Source organism: Streptomyces sp. NPDC090077, assembly GCF_044747545.1.
In the GTDB taxonomy this organism is placed as follows: Bacteria; Actinomycetota; Actinomycetes; order Streptomycetales; family Streptomycetaceae; genus Streptomyces.
In genome coordinates this window covers 228,249-244,758 of the sequence record NZ_JBIVEG010000010.1, presented here as the reverse complement: position 1 = coordinate 244,758, position 16,510 = coordinate 228,249, and the positions used below count along the sequence as shown (strand labels likewise).

Sequence of the window (16,510 nt, the reverse complement as noted above, 5' to 3'; positions counted from 1 at the left end):
CAGTCTTTCGGCTTTCCGGGGCGGGTCGGCCTGTCAAGGGTGGCCGAAGGCCATCGCGAAGCGACGCGACGAAGGAGCGCCCTTGACAGGCCGGCCCGACACGGAAGGACGATGGACTGCCGGGAAACCCCCAACCCCTCTCCGAGACCGCCCCAGGGGGCACCGCTTCCTTCCCTCAGGTGAGGGCCGCCGCCGCCCCCACCAGGGCCCCGAGGACCCGGGACACCGCCGGGCCCGCGTCCGCACCGCGCCGGAGGGCGGCGATGACGTGGCGGGTGGGGCGGTCGTGGGTGAGGGTGCGGACGGTGACGCCGGAGGCGCGGGCCGCGACCATGCGGGGGACCAGGGCCACGCCCATGCCCGCCTCCACCATCGCCAGGATCGCGGTCCAGCCCGAGGCGGAGTGGGCCTGTTCCGGGACGAAGCCCGCCGGTTCGCACGCGGAGCGGGTGATCTCCGACCAGGGCCCGCTGCCGCCGTAGATCCACCGGTCCGCCGAGAGGTCCGCCAGGCGGAGCACGGGTGCGGCCGCCAGGGGGTGGTCCGGGGGGAGGGCCACGTCGAGGGGGTCTTCCAGGAGGGTGATCCGGGTGAAGCGGGCGTCGCGGTCGTCGCCGGCCGTCGGGGCGTGAGCGGCGAGGGAGAGGGCGAGGTCCACGGCGCCGGCGGCAAGGAGCTCGTACGATTCGGCCGCCTCGGTCTCGCGGACCCGTACCTCGATCCCCGGGTGGCTGAGGCGGAGGGCGGCGACCGCGGGGACGACCAGGACCGGGACCGCCGTCGAGAATGCTCCCACGCGGACCTCCCCCGCCTCCCCGGCCAGGTAGCCGGTGAGTTCGGCGTCGGCGCGCTCCAGCTGGGCGAAGACGGCTTCGGTGTGGCGCAGGACCAGGTGGGCGGCATCGGTGAGGCGGACCCGGCGGCCCTGGGGTTCCAGGAGCGGCACCCCGAGCTGGCGGGCGAGGTTGGTCAGCTGCTGCGAGACGGCCGAGGGCGTCATGTGCAGCGCCTCGGCCGCCGCGGTCACGGTGCCCCGGTCGGCCAGGGTCCGCAGGATGCGGAGCTTCTTGATGTCCCAGTCGGTCACAGGGGGACGTTACCGGCGGGCCGTGCTGCTCAGGCCGACTCCGCCCAGGATCAGGGCCATGCACAGGAGCTGGGACGGGCCGGTGCGCTCGCCGAGCAGGAGCAGGCCGAGGGCGGCGACGCAGACCGGCTGGAGGTAGTAGACGACTCCCGCGCGGGCCGCGCCGATGAGGGAGATGGCCTTGTTCCAGGCGAAGAAGGCGACGGCGGAGGAGAAGACGCCGACGTAGAGGAGCGGGCCGACGGTCCCGGGGGTCGCCGCGAAGCCGCCCTGGACGGTGAGGGAGACGGCGTAGGCGGGGGCGAGCATCAGGGCGCCGAGGACGAAGGTGCTCAGGAGGAAGGCGAGGCCGCCGATCTCCGTCGGCTTGCGCTTGAGGAGGGCGCTGTACGTGGCGAAGGAGAGGGCGGCGCCGAACATCCACAGGTCGCCGGCGCCGAAGTCGAAGCCGAGGGAGCCGTCGCCGACCAGCAGGAGCACTCCGAAGGCCGCGAGCAGCATCCCGAAGGAGCGCCGGGCGCCGAGCCGTTCACCGCCGAGGCGGGCGTAGAGGGCCATGATGACCGGCGAGGCCGCCATGATCATGCCCATGTTGGAGGCGGAGGTGGTCAGTCCGGCCTGGTGGACCAGGGTGTTGTAGAGGGTGACGCCGAAGAGGGTGGCGAGGCTGACGTAGCCGAGGTGCTTGCGGAGCAGGGCCCGCTGCTGCCAGGCCTGGCGGGCGGCGAAGGGGGTGACCGCGACGGCGGCGATGATCCACCGCCAGAAGACGGCCTGGACGGGCGGGACGGTGTCCGCCATGCCGCGGGTGGCGACGAAGCTGCCGGACCAGACGACCGTGGCGACCAGGGCGAGGAGCACGCCGAGTCCGGCGGCTCCCTTCCTCGCCTTGTTTCCGGCAACGGCGCCGCCGCCGGCGAGGGGGCCGGCGGCGGTGGGTGCGGTGCGGATGCGGTCGGTGACGGTCACTGGTGGTTTCCCCCCGGGTGTGTGGTGTGGGTCGTGGACCCACTCTCACACCTGCGCTTTGCCCAGGTCCATCGAAAGATTCCGACGGGTTTCTTTAGCCGGGCTGAACGATCCCGCCTCGGCGGCCGCTACGGGCTTCGCCTCCTCGGACTCCCCCTCCCCGGCCTTCCCCTCCCCGGCCTTCGCCCCCCGCCCCGGGAGCTGGCCGAAGACCGTGGCGCCGAAGGCGAGGGCCATGCCCGCCAGCTGTACGGGCGACAGGGCCTGGCCGAGCGCGGCCCAGCCGATGACGGCCGCGGTGAGCGGGGACAGCGGACCCAGCAGGGTGACGGAGGTGGCGGTGAGCTGGCCGATGCCGCGGAACCAGAGGAAGTACGCGGCCCCGGTGTTGATCAGCATCATGTAGCCGTAGCCGAGGAAGGCCTTGCCGTCGAGCGCGGGCGGCGCCCCCTCGACCAGGGCGGCGATCGGGATGATGACCAGGCCGCCCGCGGTGAGCTGCCAGCCGGTCACGGCCAGCGGGCCGACGCCCTCGGGGCGCCCCCAGCGCTTGGTCATCACGGTGCCGGCGCCCATGGAGGCGGAGGAGACCACGCCGGCTATGACCCCGATGAGGTCGAGCTTCGCCTCGGCGGTCAGCACGACCATGCTCACGCCGAACGCGGCGACCACGGCCGCGAGCACGGTCCGCAGCCTGGCCCGCTCGCCGAGCAGGAGGGCGGCGAGCCCGACGACGAAGAGCGGTCCGGCCGAGCCCAGCACGGCGGCGACGCCGCCGGGGAGCCGGTAGGCGGAGAGGAAGAGCAGCGGGAAGAAGGCGCCGATGTTGAGGGTGCCGAGGACCGCGGACTTCCACCACCAGGCGCCCTTGGGCAGGACGCGGGAGAGGGCGACCAGGAGCAGGCCGGCGGGCAGGGCCCGCATCGCACCGGTGAAGAGGGGCCGGTCGGCGGGCAGCAGTTCGCTCGCGACGAAGTAGGTCGAGCCCCAGGAGACGGGGGCGAGCGCGGTCAGGATGGTGGTGGTGACGCGGTTCACGGTCACTCCTCGGGCAGATGAGGATGGGCGGGCGGGTGCGGGTTGGCCGCGACCTACCCGGGGGCCCGTCCCCGGACCTCCCCGAGTAGGTCGCTGATAAGTAGCTTACTCCTAAGCTACTTTTCCGCAAGCTACTTTCTTGCGAACGAGAGAGCGGAATCGGATACTTCCGTTATGACCGAGGTGAAGAAGGACGCCCAGCCGGACGCCGTCGACGCGATCACCACCCAGTGGGGCGCCGTACGACCGGACCTGGACACCGCCCCGATGGCCGTCTTCGGCCGGATCTACCGGATCGCCAAGGCGGTCGGCGAGGCCGTGGAGCGGGCCTACAACGGCTACGGCATCGGCCGCGGGGAGTTCGACGTCCTCGCCACGCTGCGCCGCTCCGGGGCCCCGTACACCCTCTCGCCGCGCCAGCTGTCGGCCACGCTGATGCTCACCACCGGCGGGATGACCGGGCGCCTGGACAAGCTGGAGAAGGCCGGGCTGCTCACCCGCAACCCCGACCCGAACGACCGGCGCGGGCTCCAGGTGACCCTCACCGACCGGGGGTTCGCCCTCGCCGACGAGGCGGTCTCCGCCGGCCTGGCCGTGCACCGCGAGGCCCTGGAGGGCTTCGACCCCGACGAGGTCGAGCAGCTCACCGGGATGCTGCGCAAGCTGCTCGCCGACGTGACCTGAAGGGCCTCCCGGCGGGTACGCCGAGGCGCCGGAGGTCGCGCCGGGACCGGCTCACACCGGTTCCGCGGACCTCCGGCGCCCGGAAGTCTTGATGAAGGGACCTGCCCGGTCGGGTCAGGCCTGGTTCTTGCGCGACTTGTCGCCGACCATCACGAGACCCGCGATGACCAGGAACAGCACGATCGGCGCGGCCACGAACAGGCCGAGCGTCTCGCCAACGCTCAGGCCCGGGCCCGGGTCGTCGCCGTCGTCGCGGGTCAGCGCGAGGGCGGGAGACGTCATCAGCAGCATCATCAGCGTCGTTCCGGCCGTGACGGCGCCGGCGCGCAGAGCGTTCTTCTTGTCCACGGTGCAAAAGTAGCGAACACCTAAACGGGGCGCGCGCCCGGGGGTGCCGTACGGGTCTGTGCGCCCTCCCGCACCGCGCTCAGCAGGGCGTTCGCCCGGGGTGAGGCGGTCAGCGCCTCCAGGGTCAGCGGGTGCCCGTCCGCGTCGGCGACCGGCAGCCGCCAGTTGGGGTACTGGTCCCAGGTGCCCGGCAGGTTCTGCGGCCGCCGGTCCCCCACCGCGTCGGGCAGCCACACGCCGACCAGCCGGGCGGGCGTGCGCAGCAGGAAGGCGTACAGGGCCCGTACGGCGGCCTCCTCGCCCTTGGTCTCCAGTCCCAGCCGGTCCAGTACCGCCAGCCACTCGGCGGTGTCGGCGGCGTCCTCGGCGCGCTCCAGGTCCAGAGGGCGGGTCAGCAGGCCCAGCCGGTCGCGCAGTTCCACGTGGGAGCCGGCCAGCTTGGCGGCGGTGGGCGGCAGGTCGTGGGTGGTGGCGGTGGCCAGGCACTGGGACCGCCAGGCCCCGGCCGGCAGCGGTTCGCCGCCGCCCGACCAGTCGCGCTCGAACCACAGCACCGAGGTGCCGAGGATCCCGCGCCGGGCCAGTTCCCGCCGCACCTGCGGCTCCACCGTCCCGAGGTCCTCGCCGACCACCACCGCCCCGGCCCGGTGGGCCTCCAGGACCAGTACGGCCAGCATCGCCTCCCCGTCGTAGGAGACGTACGTGCCCTGCGCGGGCGGGGTGCCCTTCGGGATCCACCAGAGCCGGAACAGGCCCATCACGTGGTCCAGGCGCACCGCCCCGGCGTACCGGAACACCCCGCGCAGCAGGGCCCGGAAGGGGGCGTACGACCGGGCCTCCAGGACGTCGGGCCGCCAGGGCGGCAGTCCCCAGTCCTGGCCGCGCGCGTTGAAGGCGTCCGGCGGGGCGCCGACGGAGATCTCGCGGTGGTGCAGGGGGCCCGTGCGGGCGTCCGATCCCTCGGGGTGCACCCCGACGGCCAGGTCGTGCACGATGCCCACGCTCATCCCGGCCTCCCGCGCGGCCCGCTGGGCGGCGGTCAGCTGGGTGTCCGTCAGCCAGACCAGCCAGCAGTGGAAGTCGGTGCGCTCCCGCGGGTCCTCCCCCGTGACGGCCGCGCACCAGGCGGCGTGCCGGGCCAGCCCCTCCCCCTGGGCGGCGCGGAAGGCCCGGTAGGCGGCCTCCCGCGCGGGGGCGCGCGGGACGGAGTACAGCAGTTCCAGGGCGGCGCGCTTGAGGGCCCATACGGCGTCCCGGTCGATCAGCCCCCCCTTCTCCAGCACCTCGCGGCGCAGCTCCCCACCCCGGGCGGCGAGTCCGGCGAGGGCGTCCCGGTCGGGGCAGTCCGCCCACTCGGGGAGGTCCTCGACGCGCAGGTAGACCGGGTCGGGGAAGCGGCGGGAGGCCGGCCGGTAGGGGGACGGGTCGGTCGGGGTGCCGGGGAAGGCCGCGTGCAGCGGGTTGACCTGCACGAACCCGGCGCCGTGGGTGCGGGCCGCCCAGCGGGCCAGCTCCGCGAGGTCGCCGAGGTCGCCCATGCCCCAGGAGCGCTCCGAGAGCAGGGAGTAGAGCTGGACGAGCAGCCCGTGGGCCCGGTCGGGTGCCTCCGGGGCCCGGTCCGGGGCCACGATCAGGGTGGCGGAGGCGGTGCGCCCGTCGGGCGCCTCGGCCGTGAGCCGGTGCACCCCCAGGGGCAGGCCGGGGTGCCAGTCGGCCTGCCCGGCCCCGTCCTCCAGGGTCACCCGCAGCCGGGTCCCGGCCGGCAGCGCGGCCAGGGCCCCGGGCGCGGGCTCGCCCCGCCAGTGCACCAGCGTCGGCGGGAGCAGCCGCCCGGCCCGCTCCCGTTCGGCACCGGCGGCCGTCACCCGTACGTCCTCGGGGGTGTCGACGGGGACGCCGATCAGGCCCAGCACGGCCCGGACGGTGGCCTCGGGCACCTGGACGGTGACGTCCTCGGAGGGCTGGTAGGAGGTGGCGACACCGTAGAGGGCCGCGAGCCGGGCGAGGTCGTCCATCGTCATCCTTGGCTGGGTGAGGGGTTAGGTCGGCTCGCTGGTGAGGGGGGTCTCGGCCACGAGCGGGGACTCACTGGTCAGGGGCACGTACGCGGCGCCGGCCTGCGGGGGTTCGCTGGTCAGCGGCGGGTGTGCGGCGGCGGCCGGCTCGTCGGCGGGGCCCGCCGGGGCGGGCAGGTGGGCGAGCGGGGCGGGTTTCCTGCGGCTGCCGGACGCCGTCGGGGCGTTCATGGGGGCCTCCCTCTGCGGTGGTTCGGACCGCCGTGCGGTTCTCGGGACCGCGCTGCGGTTCTTCGGACCTCCCATGCAACACCCACGGCGAACACCGCAGCCATACCCAGTCAGGGGCATCGCATTCCTGGCGGATCCCGGTCAGACCACCCCACGCGCATTGACACCCCGGCCGCACGGGTGGTGGGCTCGGGCTCGTTCACACGGTCGGGGGACGACTCGGGACGGGGGAGGCTCCGTGCAGCTCAGGGGCAGGAAGCGGACCACGGCCGCAGCCGTCGCGGTGATCGGATCCCTGCTGGGCGGAGCCGTCGCGTCCGCTCCGCCGCGGATCGGCGGGTCCCCGGGGACTTCGGGCTCCGCGCGCGCCGACAGCGGTTCCGCTCCCGTCTACACCTCGGGGCTCGGGCCCGTCGTCGACCCGGGCTCCGACGTCCCCCGAGCCGCTTCCGAGGGGCCGGCCGTGTGGCCGCGGCCGCAGTCGGCGACCGCCGATCCGGGCCGGGAGCTGCCGGTGCCGGCGGAGGCCGTGCTGGTGATCCCCTTCGACGCGGACCCGTACGCCGCCGAGGTCGTGCGCACCGCCCTGCGCGCGGCGGGCGTGCGCACCCTGCACGAGCGGCCGCCGGGCGCCGCGCTGCCCGAACGGGCCCTCGTCGTACGCCTCCAGGGCGCGGACGCCGAGGAGGCGCTGCTGTCGCTGGGCGCCGCCCCGGCCGGGGACCTGCCGGCCGGCGGGTACCGGCTGGCGGTGGGCCGGGCCGGCGGGCGGGACACGGTCGCACTGGCCGGGGTGGGCGAGGACGGACTGTTCCACGCCGCGCAGACGCTGCGCCAGCTGCTGGCGGCCGGGCACGGCAAGGTGCCCGGGATGCTGGTGCGCGACTGGCCCATCGCGCCCGTGCGCGGGATCACCGAGGGCTTCTACGGGCAGCCCTGGACCCGGGAGCAGCGGCTGGCGCAGCTGGACTTCCTGGGCCGCACCAAGCAGAACCGGATGCTGCTGGCGCCGGGCGACGACGCGTACCGCACCACGGCCTGGCGCGAGGAGTACCCGCGCGAGCGGCAGGAGGAGTTCCGGGCGCTGGCCGAGCGGGCCCGCGCCAACCGGGTGGTGCTGGGCTGGGCGGTGTCGCCGGGTCAGTCGATGTGCCTGGCCTCGGCGGACGACCGGGCGGCGCTGCTGCGCAAGGTGGACGCGATGTGGGAGCTGGGCTTCCGGGCGTTCCAGGTGCAGTTCCAGGACGTCAGCTACACGGAGTGGGGCTGCCGGGCCGACCGGGTGCGGTACGGGACCGGGCCCGCGGCGGCGGCCAAGGCGCACGCCGAGGTGGCGGGCGAGCTGGCCGCGCACCTGGCGGCGCGGCATCCGGGTGCGGTCCCGCTGTCGCTGCTGCCGACGGAGTACTTCCAGGACGGCGCCACCACCTACCGGACGGCGCTGGCCGGGGCCCTGGACCCGCGGGTGGAGGTGGCCTGGACGGGCGTGGGCGTGGTGCCGCGCACCATCACCGGCAAGGAGCTGGCCGGGGCACGGGCGGCGCTCGCGCACCCGCTGGTCACCATGGACAACTACCCGGTCAACGACTGGGACCCGGGCCGCATCTTCCTGGGCCCGTACGCCGGGCGCGATCCGGCGGTGGCGGGCGGTTCGGCGGGGGTGCTGGCCAACGCGATGGCGCAGGGCACCCTGTCGCGGATCCCGCTGTTCACGGCGGCGGACTACGCCTGGAACCCGCGCGGCTACCGGGCCGGGGAGTCCTGGGCCGCGGCGGTGCGGGACCTGTCCGGTCCCGACCCGAAGACCCGGGCCGCGCTGGCGGCGCTGGCCGGGAACACCGCCTCCTCGGGCCTGAAGGTGGAGGAGTCGGCGTATCTGAAGCCGCTGGTGGAGGATTTCTGGCGGGCCCGCGCCGCCGGGGACAAGGCGGCCGGCGAGCGGCTGCGCGCGGCGTTCACGGTGCTGCGGGAGGCTCCCGGGCGCCTCGACGCGCCGGTGGCGGCGGAGGCCGGGCCGTGGCTGGAGCGGCTGTCGCGGTACGGGGCGGCGGGCGAGCTGGCGGTGGACCTGATGCGGGCCGAGGCCCGGGGTGACGGGGCGGCCGCCTGGCAGGCATCGCGGGCCCTCGCGGCGGCGCGGGAGGAGCTGGCGGAACCGGGCGGGGTGCGGGTGGACTCGTCCGTGCTGGACCCCTTCCTGAAGAAGGCCGCCGCGGAGTCGGACGCCTGGACGGGTGCGGCCCGCGAGGACGGCACCGTGCGGCAGGAACCCGGCGCCCACACCGTCCGGCTGGACTCCGCGCGGCCGCTGGCGGCGGTCACGGTGATGACGGACCCGCTGGCGCCGGGCGCCCGGGGCGCGGCGGTGGAGGTGCACGTGCCCGGCGAGGGCTGGCGCCGGCTGGCCGACGCGGCGGTGTCCGGCTGGACGCAGGCCGACGCGGGCGGCGTACGGGCGGACGCGGTCCGGCTGTCGTGGGCGGGCCCGGCCCCCGTGGTGCACAAGGTGGTCCCGTGGTTCGCGGACGGCCCGCGGGCCCGCTTCGAACTGGCCGACGGGGGCCGGGCCGACGTGGAGGCCGGCGGCCCCGCGCGCACGGTGTCGGCGCAGCTGTCCGGGCTGCGCCCCGGGGAGTTCCGGGGGCCGCTGACGGCGGCTCCGCCGGCCGGGATCCAGGTGCGGCTGCCGCAGGACGTGACGGTGCCCCGGGGTGCGACGGTCGCCGTCCCGGTGGAGGTGACGGTCGCGGCGGGCACCCCGTCCGGGGAGTACGCGGTGCCGCTCGCCTTCGACGGGGAGGTGCGGGTGCTCACCGTGCGGGCGGTGCCGCGCACCGCCGGCCCGGACCTGCTGCGCGGGGCCCGCGCCACCTCCTCGGGGGACGAGGCCCCGCAGTTCCCGGCGTCGGCGGCGGTGGACGGCTCCGCCGCGACCCGGTGGTCGTCCCCGGCGGTGGACGGCGCCTGGTGGCAGGCCGAGCTGGCCGCCCCGGCGCGGGTGGGCCTGGTGACCCTGCACTGGCAGGAGGCGTACCCCTCGCAGTTCCGGGTGGAGACCTCCCGCGACGGCGTGACGTGGCGCCCGGGTGCGGTGGTGTCCTCCCGGGGCGGGGTGGACGCGGTCAGGCTGGACGCGCCGGACACGCGGTACGTCCGCGTGACGTGCGAGCGGCGGGCTACGCGGTTCGGCTGCAGCCTGTGGTCTGCGACGGCCCAGGCGGTAGCCGCTGCCGCCTCTTCTTGACGCGCCGCTTGCGCGGTGCGGCCGCGGGCGGCCTTACCGGCTTCGCGCCGCTGCGCCGGACTCCGTCCGGCGGCCTGCGGGGCGGGGCCGGTTCGGGTGGTTGGTGCCGGTGGGCGGGTGCGGGCGGGTGGGCCGCTGCGCGGAGCGGGGGTCCCCTACCCGCCCTTCCACCGTTCCCCGGGCTTCGCCCGGACCCCTACGGCGCTACCGCGCCCGCGCCTCAATCGCCGGCGAGGCTGATTTCAGCCTCGCCGGCGATTGAGGCGCGGGGTCTGGGGCGGAGCCCCCAGGGAACGGGCGAAGGGCGGGTAGGGGACCCGGCCCAGCGCAGCGGAGGAAGCGGCGGCCCGTCAGGAGGCGGCGGCGGCTGCCGTGGTCGGTACTCCGATGCGCTCCAGCGCGTCCTCCGCCCCGTACGGCTGGAGGTACGGCATCCACCGCGGGTCCCGGTGCCCCGTGCCGATGATCCGCCAGGCCAGTCCGGACGGCGGAGCCGGCTGGTGGCGCAGGCGCCAGCCGAGTTCCAGCAGGTGCCGGTCCGCCTTGACGTGGTTGCACCGCCGGCATGCGGCGACCACGTTGTCCCAGGCGTGCTGGCCTCCCCGGCTGCGCGGGATGACGTGGTCCACGCTCGTGGCGACGGCCCCGCAGTACATGCAGCGGCCGCCGTCGCGGGCGAACAGCGCGCGGCGGGTGAGAGGAACGGGCCCCCGGTAGGGGACCCGCACGAAGCGCTTGAGCCGGACCACGCTGGGCGCGGGGACGGCTCGTGTCGCGCTGTGCAGGAAGGCGCCCGATTCCTCCAGGGAGATGGCCTTGTTCTCCAGGACGAGGACGAGCGCGCGGCGGAGCGGTACGACGCCGAGGGGCTCGTACGACGCGTTGAGGACCAGGACGTGCGGCACGGACTGCCTCCTTGTACGCCGGCGGCGCGTGGCTCGCGCCGGGACGATCTGCTCTCAGTCTCCCCTTACGGCTGGTCGAAGCGCCACCACGCGCCGGTAACGGGCCCGGGGTGTTTTCGACCACATTCCCTTTCATCCCCAGGTGAGTCCGGTCTCTCCCTCGAACAACGCAACGAGGTCGGTCCCGTGCCCCGTTAGTGTGGATGGCCTGCCCGCACAGCCAGCACGACCGTACGACCGTTCCGCGGGCGGACCGCTATGCCCTGGAGGTTCCCCCCGTGCCCTCGCCCGCCACCCTGCTACCGCAGGCAGCGTCCACCACCGACGACGCCGCCGAGAGCGTGACGAACGCCGCGAGCTTCGTCGAGGAGAACTGGGCCACCTGGCTGAGCATCGGCCTGCGCATCCTGCTGATCATCGTGATCGCGGTGGCGCTGCGCAGCGTGGTCCGCAAGGCGCTGACCAAGCTGATAAGCCGGATGAACACCAGCGCGGAGGCCGTGGAGGGCACCGCGCTGGGCGGGCTGCTGGTCAACGCCGAGCGGCGCCGCCAGCGGTCGGAGGCCATCGGGTCCGTGCTGCGTTCGGTGTCCTCCTTCCTGATCCTCGGCACGGCCGCGCTGATGGTCCTGGCGGCGCTGAAGATCGATCTGGGGCCGCTGCTGGCGAGTGCCGGTGTGGCGGGTGTGGCGATCGGTTTCGGTGCCCGCAACCTGGTGACGGACTTCCTCTCCGGCGTGTTCATGATCATGGAGGACCAGTACGGCGTCGGCGACAAGATCGACGCCGGGGTGGCCTCCGGCGAGGTGATCGAAGTCGGGCTGCGCGTGACCAAGCTGCGCGGCGACAACGGTGAGATCTGGTACGTCCGCAACGGCGAGATCAAGCGCATCGGGAACCTGAGCCAGGGCTGGGCGACCGCGGGCGTGGACGTGCAGGTCAAGCCGACGGAGAACCTCGCGCACATCCGCGAGGTGGTCCAGGGGGTCGCGGACACCCTGGCGAAGGAGTCGCCGTGGGACGAGCGCCTGTGGGGTCCGGTGGAGGTGCTGGGCCTGGACGAGGTGCTGCTGGCCTCCATGACGGTGAAGGTGTCGGCGAAGACCATGCCGGGCCAGCAGTTCGCGGTGGAGCGCGAGCTGCGCTGGCGGATCAAGGACGCCTTCGACGCGGCCGGCATCCGGATCATCGGCGGTGCGCCGGCCGCAGATGAGGACGAGGCGGCCCCGGCCGACCCGGCGGCGGCCGTCGCGGCGCCCTCGGCGCTGGCCAACCCGTCCTCCCCGCAGTCCCTGGCCACCACCCCGATCCCGCAGGCGCCCGTGCCGGGGGTCCGGCTGCCCAAGCAGTAGGGCGCGCCCCGCCCCCTTCCGTACCGTCCGCTGCCCCGCCGGTCCCTTCCGGCGGGGCAGCGGCATTGACAGGGCTCCGAAGCCAATAGGAAACTTACCTAACAATCACCTCGGTGAAGGAGGGACCCCGCCATGCCCGCCGCCACGCCGGGAACGCCCAGTCTGCTGCGCGCCATGAACGACCGCGCCGCCCTGGAGCTGCTGCTGACGCACGGCCCCCTGTCCCGGACCCGGATCGGGCACCTCACGGGCCTCTCCAAGCCCACCGCCTCCCAGCTGCTCGCCCGCCTGGAGGCCGCCGGGCTCGTCGTCGCCACCGGCACCGACGGCGGCCGCCCCGGCCCGAGCGCCCAGCTGTACGCGCTCAACGCCCGCGCCGCCCACGTCGGCGGACTCGACGTCACCCCCGACCGGGTGCTCGCCGCCGTCGCCGACCTGACCGGCACCGTCGTCGGCGGCTTCGAGCTGCCCTACACCGAGGGCGCCGACGCCGTCGGCCAGGTCACCCGGGCCCTCGGCGGGGCCCTGGCGGACGCCGGGCTGGACCTGTCCGACCTGCACCGCCTGGTCATCGCCACCCCCGGCGCCTTCGACCCCCGCACCGGGCGGCTGCGCTACGCCAGCCACCTCCCCGGCTGGCACTCCCCCACCCTCCTCGACGAACTGGCCGCGGCCCTGCCCCTGCCGGTCGAGTACGAGAACGACGTGAACCTCGCCGCGGTCGCCGAGCAGCACCTCGGCGCGGCCCGCGGCCACGAGGACTTCGTCCTGCTGTGGAACGAGGAGGGCCTCGGCGCCGCCCTCGTCCTCGGCGGGCGGCTGCACCGCGGCTGGACCGGCGGCGCGGGCGAGGTGGGCTTCCTGCCCGTGCCCGGCCACCCCCTGGTGCGCCAGGTCACCCGGGCCAACACCGGCGGCTACCAGGAGCTGGCCGGCGCGCAGGTGCTGCCCGCCCTCGCCGCCGCGGCCGGACTCGACGCCGGCTCCGTCCCCGTCCCGGACGCCCCGCCCGCCGCGCAGGTGGCCGCCGCCGCCGAGCTGCTGCGGCGGGCCGCCGCCGAGCCGGAGGGGGCCCGTCTCGGCTTCCTGCGGTCGTACGCCACCGCGCTCGCGACCGGCCTGGCCTCGCTGGTCGCCGTACTGGACCCGGAGATCGTGGTCCTGTCCGGCGCCCTGATCACCGCGGGCGGCGACCCGCTGCGCGCCCTGCTGGAGGACGAGCTCGCCGAACTGGCCCCCTCCCGGCCGCGGCTGGTCACCGGCGAGGTGCACGAGCGGCCCGTGCTGCGCGGCGCCCTGGAGAGCGCCCTCGCCACCACACGCGAGGAAGTCTTCGACACCTCCCGCCCCTGACACCTCCCCCTGACGCCCCCTCCCGCGACCTGCCCGCCGCCGCCCCCTGCCACCGGAGCGCCCTCCCACCGCGGACCCCCGCGACAGCGCCCCGGCACCCCTCATCCGGAGTTCTCCCCCAGAGAGCGAGCACCCCCATGCCCCGAGCCGCACGCCTGACCACCACCGCGGCCGCCCTTGCCGCCATATCCGTACTCGCCACCGCCTGTACCGGGCAGGGCGGCGCGACGGCCGCCGACGACCCGAAGGCCGACGTCACCATCAGCTTCTGGCACGGCTGGTCCGCCCCCTCCGAGGTCAAGGCCATCCAGGACGGCATCGACCGCTTCGAGAAGGCGCACCCGAACATCAAGGTCAAGGCCACCGGCAACATGACCGACGACAAGATCAACCAGGCGCTGCGCGCGGGCGGGGACAAGGCCCCCGACGTGGTCTCCTCCTTCGCCACCGACAGCGTCGGCAAGTTCTGCAACTCCGGCGCCTTCGCCGACCTGAACCCCTTCCTGAAGAAGTCCGGGATCGACGGTGCGGCGGTCTTCCCCGCGACCCTGCTGGAGTACACGCGGTACAAGGGCAACCAGTGCACCCTGCCGCTGCTGCACGACGCCTACGGCCTCGTCTACAACAAGACCGCGTTCGCCGCCGCCGGGATCACCGAAGCGCCCGTGACGTGGAGCGAGTTCGCCGAGGTCGCGCAGAAGCTCACCAAGCCCAAGGGGGATTCGTACGAGCAGGTGGGCGTGATGCCCACCTTCCACGGCTACGAGACCACCCCGCAGCGGCTGGTCGCCCAGTGGAGCCCCACCTACTTCACCGCCGACGGCAAGTCGAACCTGGCCGGCGACCCGGCCTTCGCGAAGATGCTGACCGCCCAGAAGGACCTGGTGTCCAAGCTCGGCGGCCACGAGAAGCTGGAACGTTTCCGCTCCGGCTTCGGCGACGAGTGGAGCGCCGAACACCCCTTCCACAAGGGGCTCGTCGCCATGCAGGTCGACGGCGAGTGGCGGCCCGCCATGGCCAAGGCCGCCGGGGTCCCCTTCGAGATCGGCACCGCCCCGCTGCCCGTGCCGGACGACCAGCGGGCCGACTACGGCAAGGGCTACCTCTCGGGCACCGTCATGGGCATCTCCGCCACCAGCCGCAAGCAGAACGCCGCCTGGGAACTCGTGCGGTACATGACCACCGACACCGAGGCCGTCGTCGCCTTCGCCAACGCCATCCACAACATCCCGTCCACGCTGGCGGCGCTCCGGTCCCCGCAGCTCCAGGTCACCACCGAGTCGAAGACGTTCCTCGACATCGCCCGGCACCCGAAGTCGAACACCACCCCCGCGCGGGCCGACGGCGGCGCCTACCAGCTGACCTTCCAGGACTTCGCGTACGCCGTCGAGAAGGGCGACGTCCCCGACCTCGCCGCCGGGCTCGCCGCGACCGCCCGGCAGATCGACACGGACATCGCGAAGGCCGAGTAGCCCCAGATGACCCCGGCCACGAACACCGCCGCCCTGCGGGCCCGGCACCGGCGCTCCGCCCTGCGGACCCTCGCCTTCCTGTCACCCTGGCTGATCGGCTTTGCCGTCTTCTTCGCCTACCCCCTGCTGTCCACCGTCTACTTCTCCTTCACCCGCTACGACGGCTTCCGGCCCCCGGTCTTCAACGGCCTGGACAACTGGAGCTACGTCTTCACCGACTATCCGCTCTTCTGGCCGGCCATGCGCAACACCCTGTGGCTCGTCGTGGTCATGGTGAGCTGCCGGGTCGTCTTCGGCCTCGGCGTCGGGCTCCTCGTCACCCGGGTCAAGACCGGCGCCGGGCTCTTCCGGACCCTGTTCTACCTGCCCTACCTGGCCCCGCCGGTGGCCGCGACCCTGGCCTTCGTCTTCCTCCTCAACCCCGGCACGGGCCCGGTCAACACCCTGCTCGACGCCGCCGGGCTGCCCGCGCCCGGCTGGTTCACCGACGCCGGCTGGTCCAAGCCCGCGCTCACCGCGCTCGCCCTGTGGGGGACCGGCGACCTGATGGTGATCTTCATGGCCGCGCTGCTCGACGTACCGAAGGAGCAGTACGAGGCCGCCCAGCTGGACGGGGCCGGGGCCTGGGCCCGCTTCCGGCACATCACCCTGCCGAACATCTCCCCGGTCGTCCTGTTCGCCGTGGTCACCGGGGTCATCCAGGCCATGCAGTACTACACGCAGCCGACGGTGGCCTCGAAGGCCGCCGCCGGGATCATCGGCGGCTCCGGCCAGCAGACCGAACCGGGCTACCCCGACAAGTCCACGCTGACCCTCCCCCAGACCGTCTACCACCTCGGCTTCCAGCGCTTCGACTACGGCTCGGCCTGCGTCCTGGCCCTGGTGCTGTTCGCCCTCTCCATGGCCTTCACCGCGCTCCTGATGCGCCGGCGGGGCGGACTGATCGGAGCCGGTGACCGATGACCGACGCCCGCCGCCACCGCCGCAGGGCCGTGCTGCACTGGGTCGGGGTGCACTCCCTGGCCGTCGCCGCCGCCCTGTTCTTCGTCCTCCCCTTCGTCTTCCTCCTCCTCACCTCCCTGATGGACGACCAGCAGGCGCTCACCCGCGAGCTGTGGCCGCGCACCTGGGAATGGGGCAACTACGCGCAGGTCTGGAACACGCCCGGCTTCCTCACCTGGTGGCGCAACACCCTGCTGTACGCGGGGCTGGGCACCGTACTGACCGTGGTGTCCTCCGTACCCGTCGCCTACGCCCTCGCCAAGTTCCGCTTCCGCGGGCGGCGGCTCGCGCTGCTCCTGGTGATCGCCATGATGATGCTGCCGCCGCAGGTGGTCGTCATCCCCATGTACCTCTTCTGGGCGAAACAGCTCGACCTGTCCGGCACCCTGTGGCCGCTGATCCTGCCGCTGGCCTTCGGCGACGCGTTCGCCGTCTTCCTGCTGCGGCAGTTCCTGCTGACGATCCCCGACGAGTACCTCGACGCGGCCCGCGTCGACGGCTGCGGCGAGGTGCGCACCCTGCTGCGGGTCGTCCTGCCGATGGCGAAGCCGGGGATCGCGGCCGTCGCCCTGTTCCAGTTCTTCTACGCCTGGAACGACTACTTCGGCCCGCAGATCTACGCCTCGGACAACCCGGCCGCCTGGACGCTCAGCTACGGCCTGGAGTCCTTCAAGGGCGCGCACCACACCAACTGGAACCTGACCATGGCGGCGACGGTGCTCGTCATGGCCCCGGTGATCGTCCTCTTCTTCTTCGCCCAGAAGGCGTTCGTCGAGGGAGTCACCCTGACCGGAGTGAAAGGCTGATCCC

14 protein-coding genes are annotated in these 16,510 nt (G+C 74.2%); 7 read left to right on the top strand and 7 right to left on the bottom strand.

Annotated features, from left to right (window positions below; all coding sequences use genetic code 11):
- Positions 1–175: 175 nt before the first annotated feature.
- Genes ACIPW5_RS19510 through ACIPW5_RS19500 form a run of 3 tightly spaced genes read right to left on the bottom strand, consistent with a single transcriptional unit; the run spans position 176 to position 3,100 of the window.
- Positions 176–1,087: a LysR family transcriptional regulator gene (locus ACIPW5_RS19510; protein ID WP_401246177.1), complete on the bottom strand. Its 912-nt coding sequence runs from the start codon at positions 1,085–1,087 to the stop codon at positions 176–178.
- A 9-nt stretch (positions 1,088–1,096) separates the two neighbouring features.
- Positions 1,097–2,056 (bottom strand): DMT family transporter, encoded by a 960-nt coding sequence (locus tag ACIPW5_RS19505; protein ID WP_401246175.1) that lies wholly within the window; start codon positions 2,054–2,056, stop codon positions 1,097–1,099.
- A gap of 45 nt (positions 2,057–2,101) precedes the next feature.
- Positions 2,102–3,100 carry an EamA family transporter gene (locus ACIPW5_RS19500; RefSeq protein WP_401246172.1) on the bottom strand — a complete coding sequence of 333 codons (999 nt, stop codon included), beginning with the start codon at positions 3,098–3,100 and terminating at the stop codon, positions 2,102–2,104.
- Positions 3,101–3,268: 168 nt separating this feature from the next.
- Between ACIPW5_RS19500 and ACIPW5_RS19495 the strand changes: the two genes are divergently transcribed.
- Positions 3,269–3,778: a MarR family winged helix-turn-helix transcriptional regulator gene (locus ACIPW5_RS19495; RefSeq protein ID WP_401246170.1), complete on the top strand. Its 510-nt coding sequence runs from the start codon at positions 3,269–3,271 to the stop codon at positions 3,776–3,778.
- Between the two features lie 114 nt (positions 3,779–3,892).
- On the opposite strand, the gene ACIPW5_RS19490 is transcribed toward ACIPW5_RS19495, so the two are convergent.
- The 3 genes from ACIPW5_RS19490 to ACIPW5_RS19480 are packed head-to-tail and all read right to left on the bottom strand — an operon-like array spanning position 3,893 to position 6,372.
- The gene (locus tag ACIPW5_RS19490) at positions 3,893–4,126 is read right to left on the bottom strand and encodes a hypothetical protein (RefSeq protein WP_401246167.1); all 234 of its coding nucleotides are present in this window, start codon (positions 4,124–4,126) and stop codon (positions 3,893–3,895) included.
- Positions 4,127–4,146: 20 nt separating this feature from the next.
- Complete coding sequence (locus tag ACIPW5_RS19485) at positions 4,147–6,147, bottom strand: 4-alpha-glucanotransferase (RefSeq protein ID WP_401246165.1); 2,001 nt, start codon at positions 6,145–6,147, stop codon at positions 4,147–4,149.
- 18 nt (positions 6,148–6,165) lie between these two features.
- Complete coding sequence (locus tag ACIPW5_RS19480) at positions 6,166–6,372, bottom strand: hypothetical protein (RefSeq protein WP_401246162.1); 207 nt, start codon at positions 6,370–6,372, stop codon at positions 6,166–6,168.
- Between the two features lie 238 nt (positions 6,373–6,610).
- On the opposite strand from ACIPW5_RS19480, the gene ACIPW5_RS19475 reads away from it, so the two are divergent.
- On the top strand, positions 6,611–9,616 hold the full coding sequence (locus tag ACIPW5_RS19475; RefSeq protein ID WP_401246159.1) for a beta-N-acetylglucosaminidase domain-containing protein: 3,006 nt from the start codon (positions 6,611–6,613) through the stop codon (positions 9,614–9,616).
- A 350-nt stretch (positions 9,617–9,966) separates the two neighbouring features.
- On the opposite strand, the gene ACIPW5_RS19470 is transcribed toward ACIPW5_RS19475, so the two are convergent.
- The gene (locus ACIPW5_RS19470; protein WP_401246157.1) at positions 9,967–10,521 is read right to left on the bottom strand and encodes an HNH endonuclease; all 555 of its coding nucleotides are present in this window, start codon (positions 10,519–10,521) and stop codon (positions 9,967–9,969) included.
- 278 nt (positions 10,522–10,799) lie between these two features.
- Here ACIPW5_RS19470 and ACIPW5_RS19465 point away from each other — a divergent pair, with 278 nt between their 5' ends.
- The 5 genes from ACIPW5_RS19465 (at position 10,800) to ACIPW5_RS19445 (ending at position 16,506) form a co-directional block, all read left to right on the top strand.
- Entirely contained in the window at positions 10,800–11,873 is a 1,074-nt protein-coding gene (locus ACIPW5_RS19465) for a mechanosensitive ion channel family protein (protein WP_401246155.1), read from the top strand.
- A gap of 132 nt (positions 11,874–12,005) precedes the next feature.
- Positions 12,006–13,226 (top strand): ROK family protein, encoded by a 1,221-nt coding sequence (locus ACIPW5_RS19460; RefSeq protein WP_401246152.1) that lies wholly within the window; start codon positions 12,006–12,008, stop codon positions 13,224–13,226.
- 137 nt (positions 13,227–13,363) lie between these two features.
- Positions 13,364–14,698 (top strand): extracellular solute-binding protein, encoded by a 1,335-nt coding sequence (locus ACIPW5_RS19455; RefSeq protein ID WP_401246149.1) that lies wholly within the window; start codon positions 13,364–13,366, stop codon positions 14,696–14,698.
- Between the two features lie 6 nt (positions 14,699–14,704).
- A complete protein-coding gene (locus ACIPW5_RS19450; protein WP_401246146.1) occupies positions 14,705–15,661 on the top strand; it encodes a carbohydrate ABC transporter permease in 957 nt (318 codons plus the stop codon).
- Complete coding sequence (locus ACIPW5_RS19445) at positions 15,658–16,506, top strand: carbohydrate ABC transporter permease (RefSeq protein WP_401246144.1); 849 nt, start codon at positions 15,658–15,660, stop codon at positions 16,504–16,506. Before ACIPW5_RS19450 ends, ACIPW5_RS19445 begins: the two co-directional genes overlap by 4 nt.
- Positions 16,507–16,510: the final 4 nt, after the last annotated feature.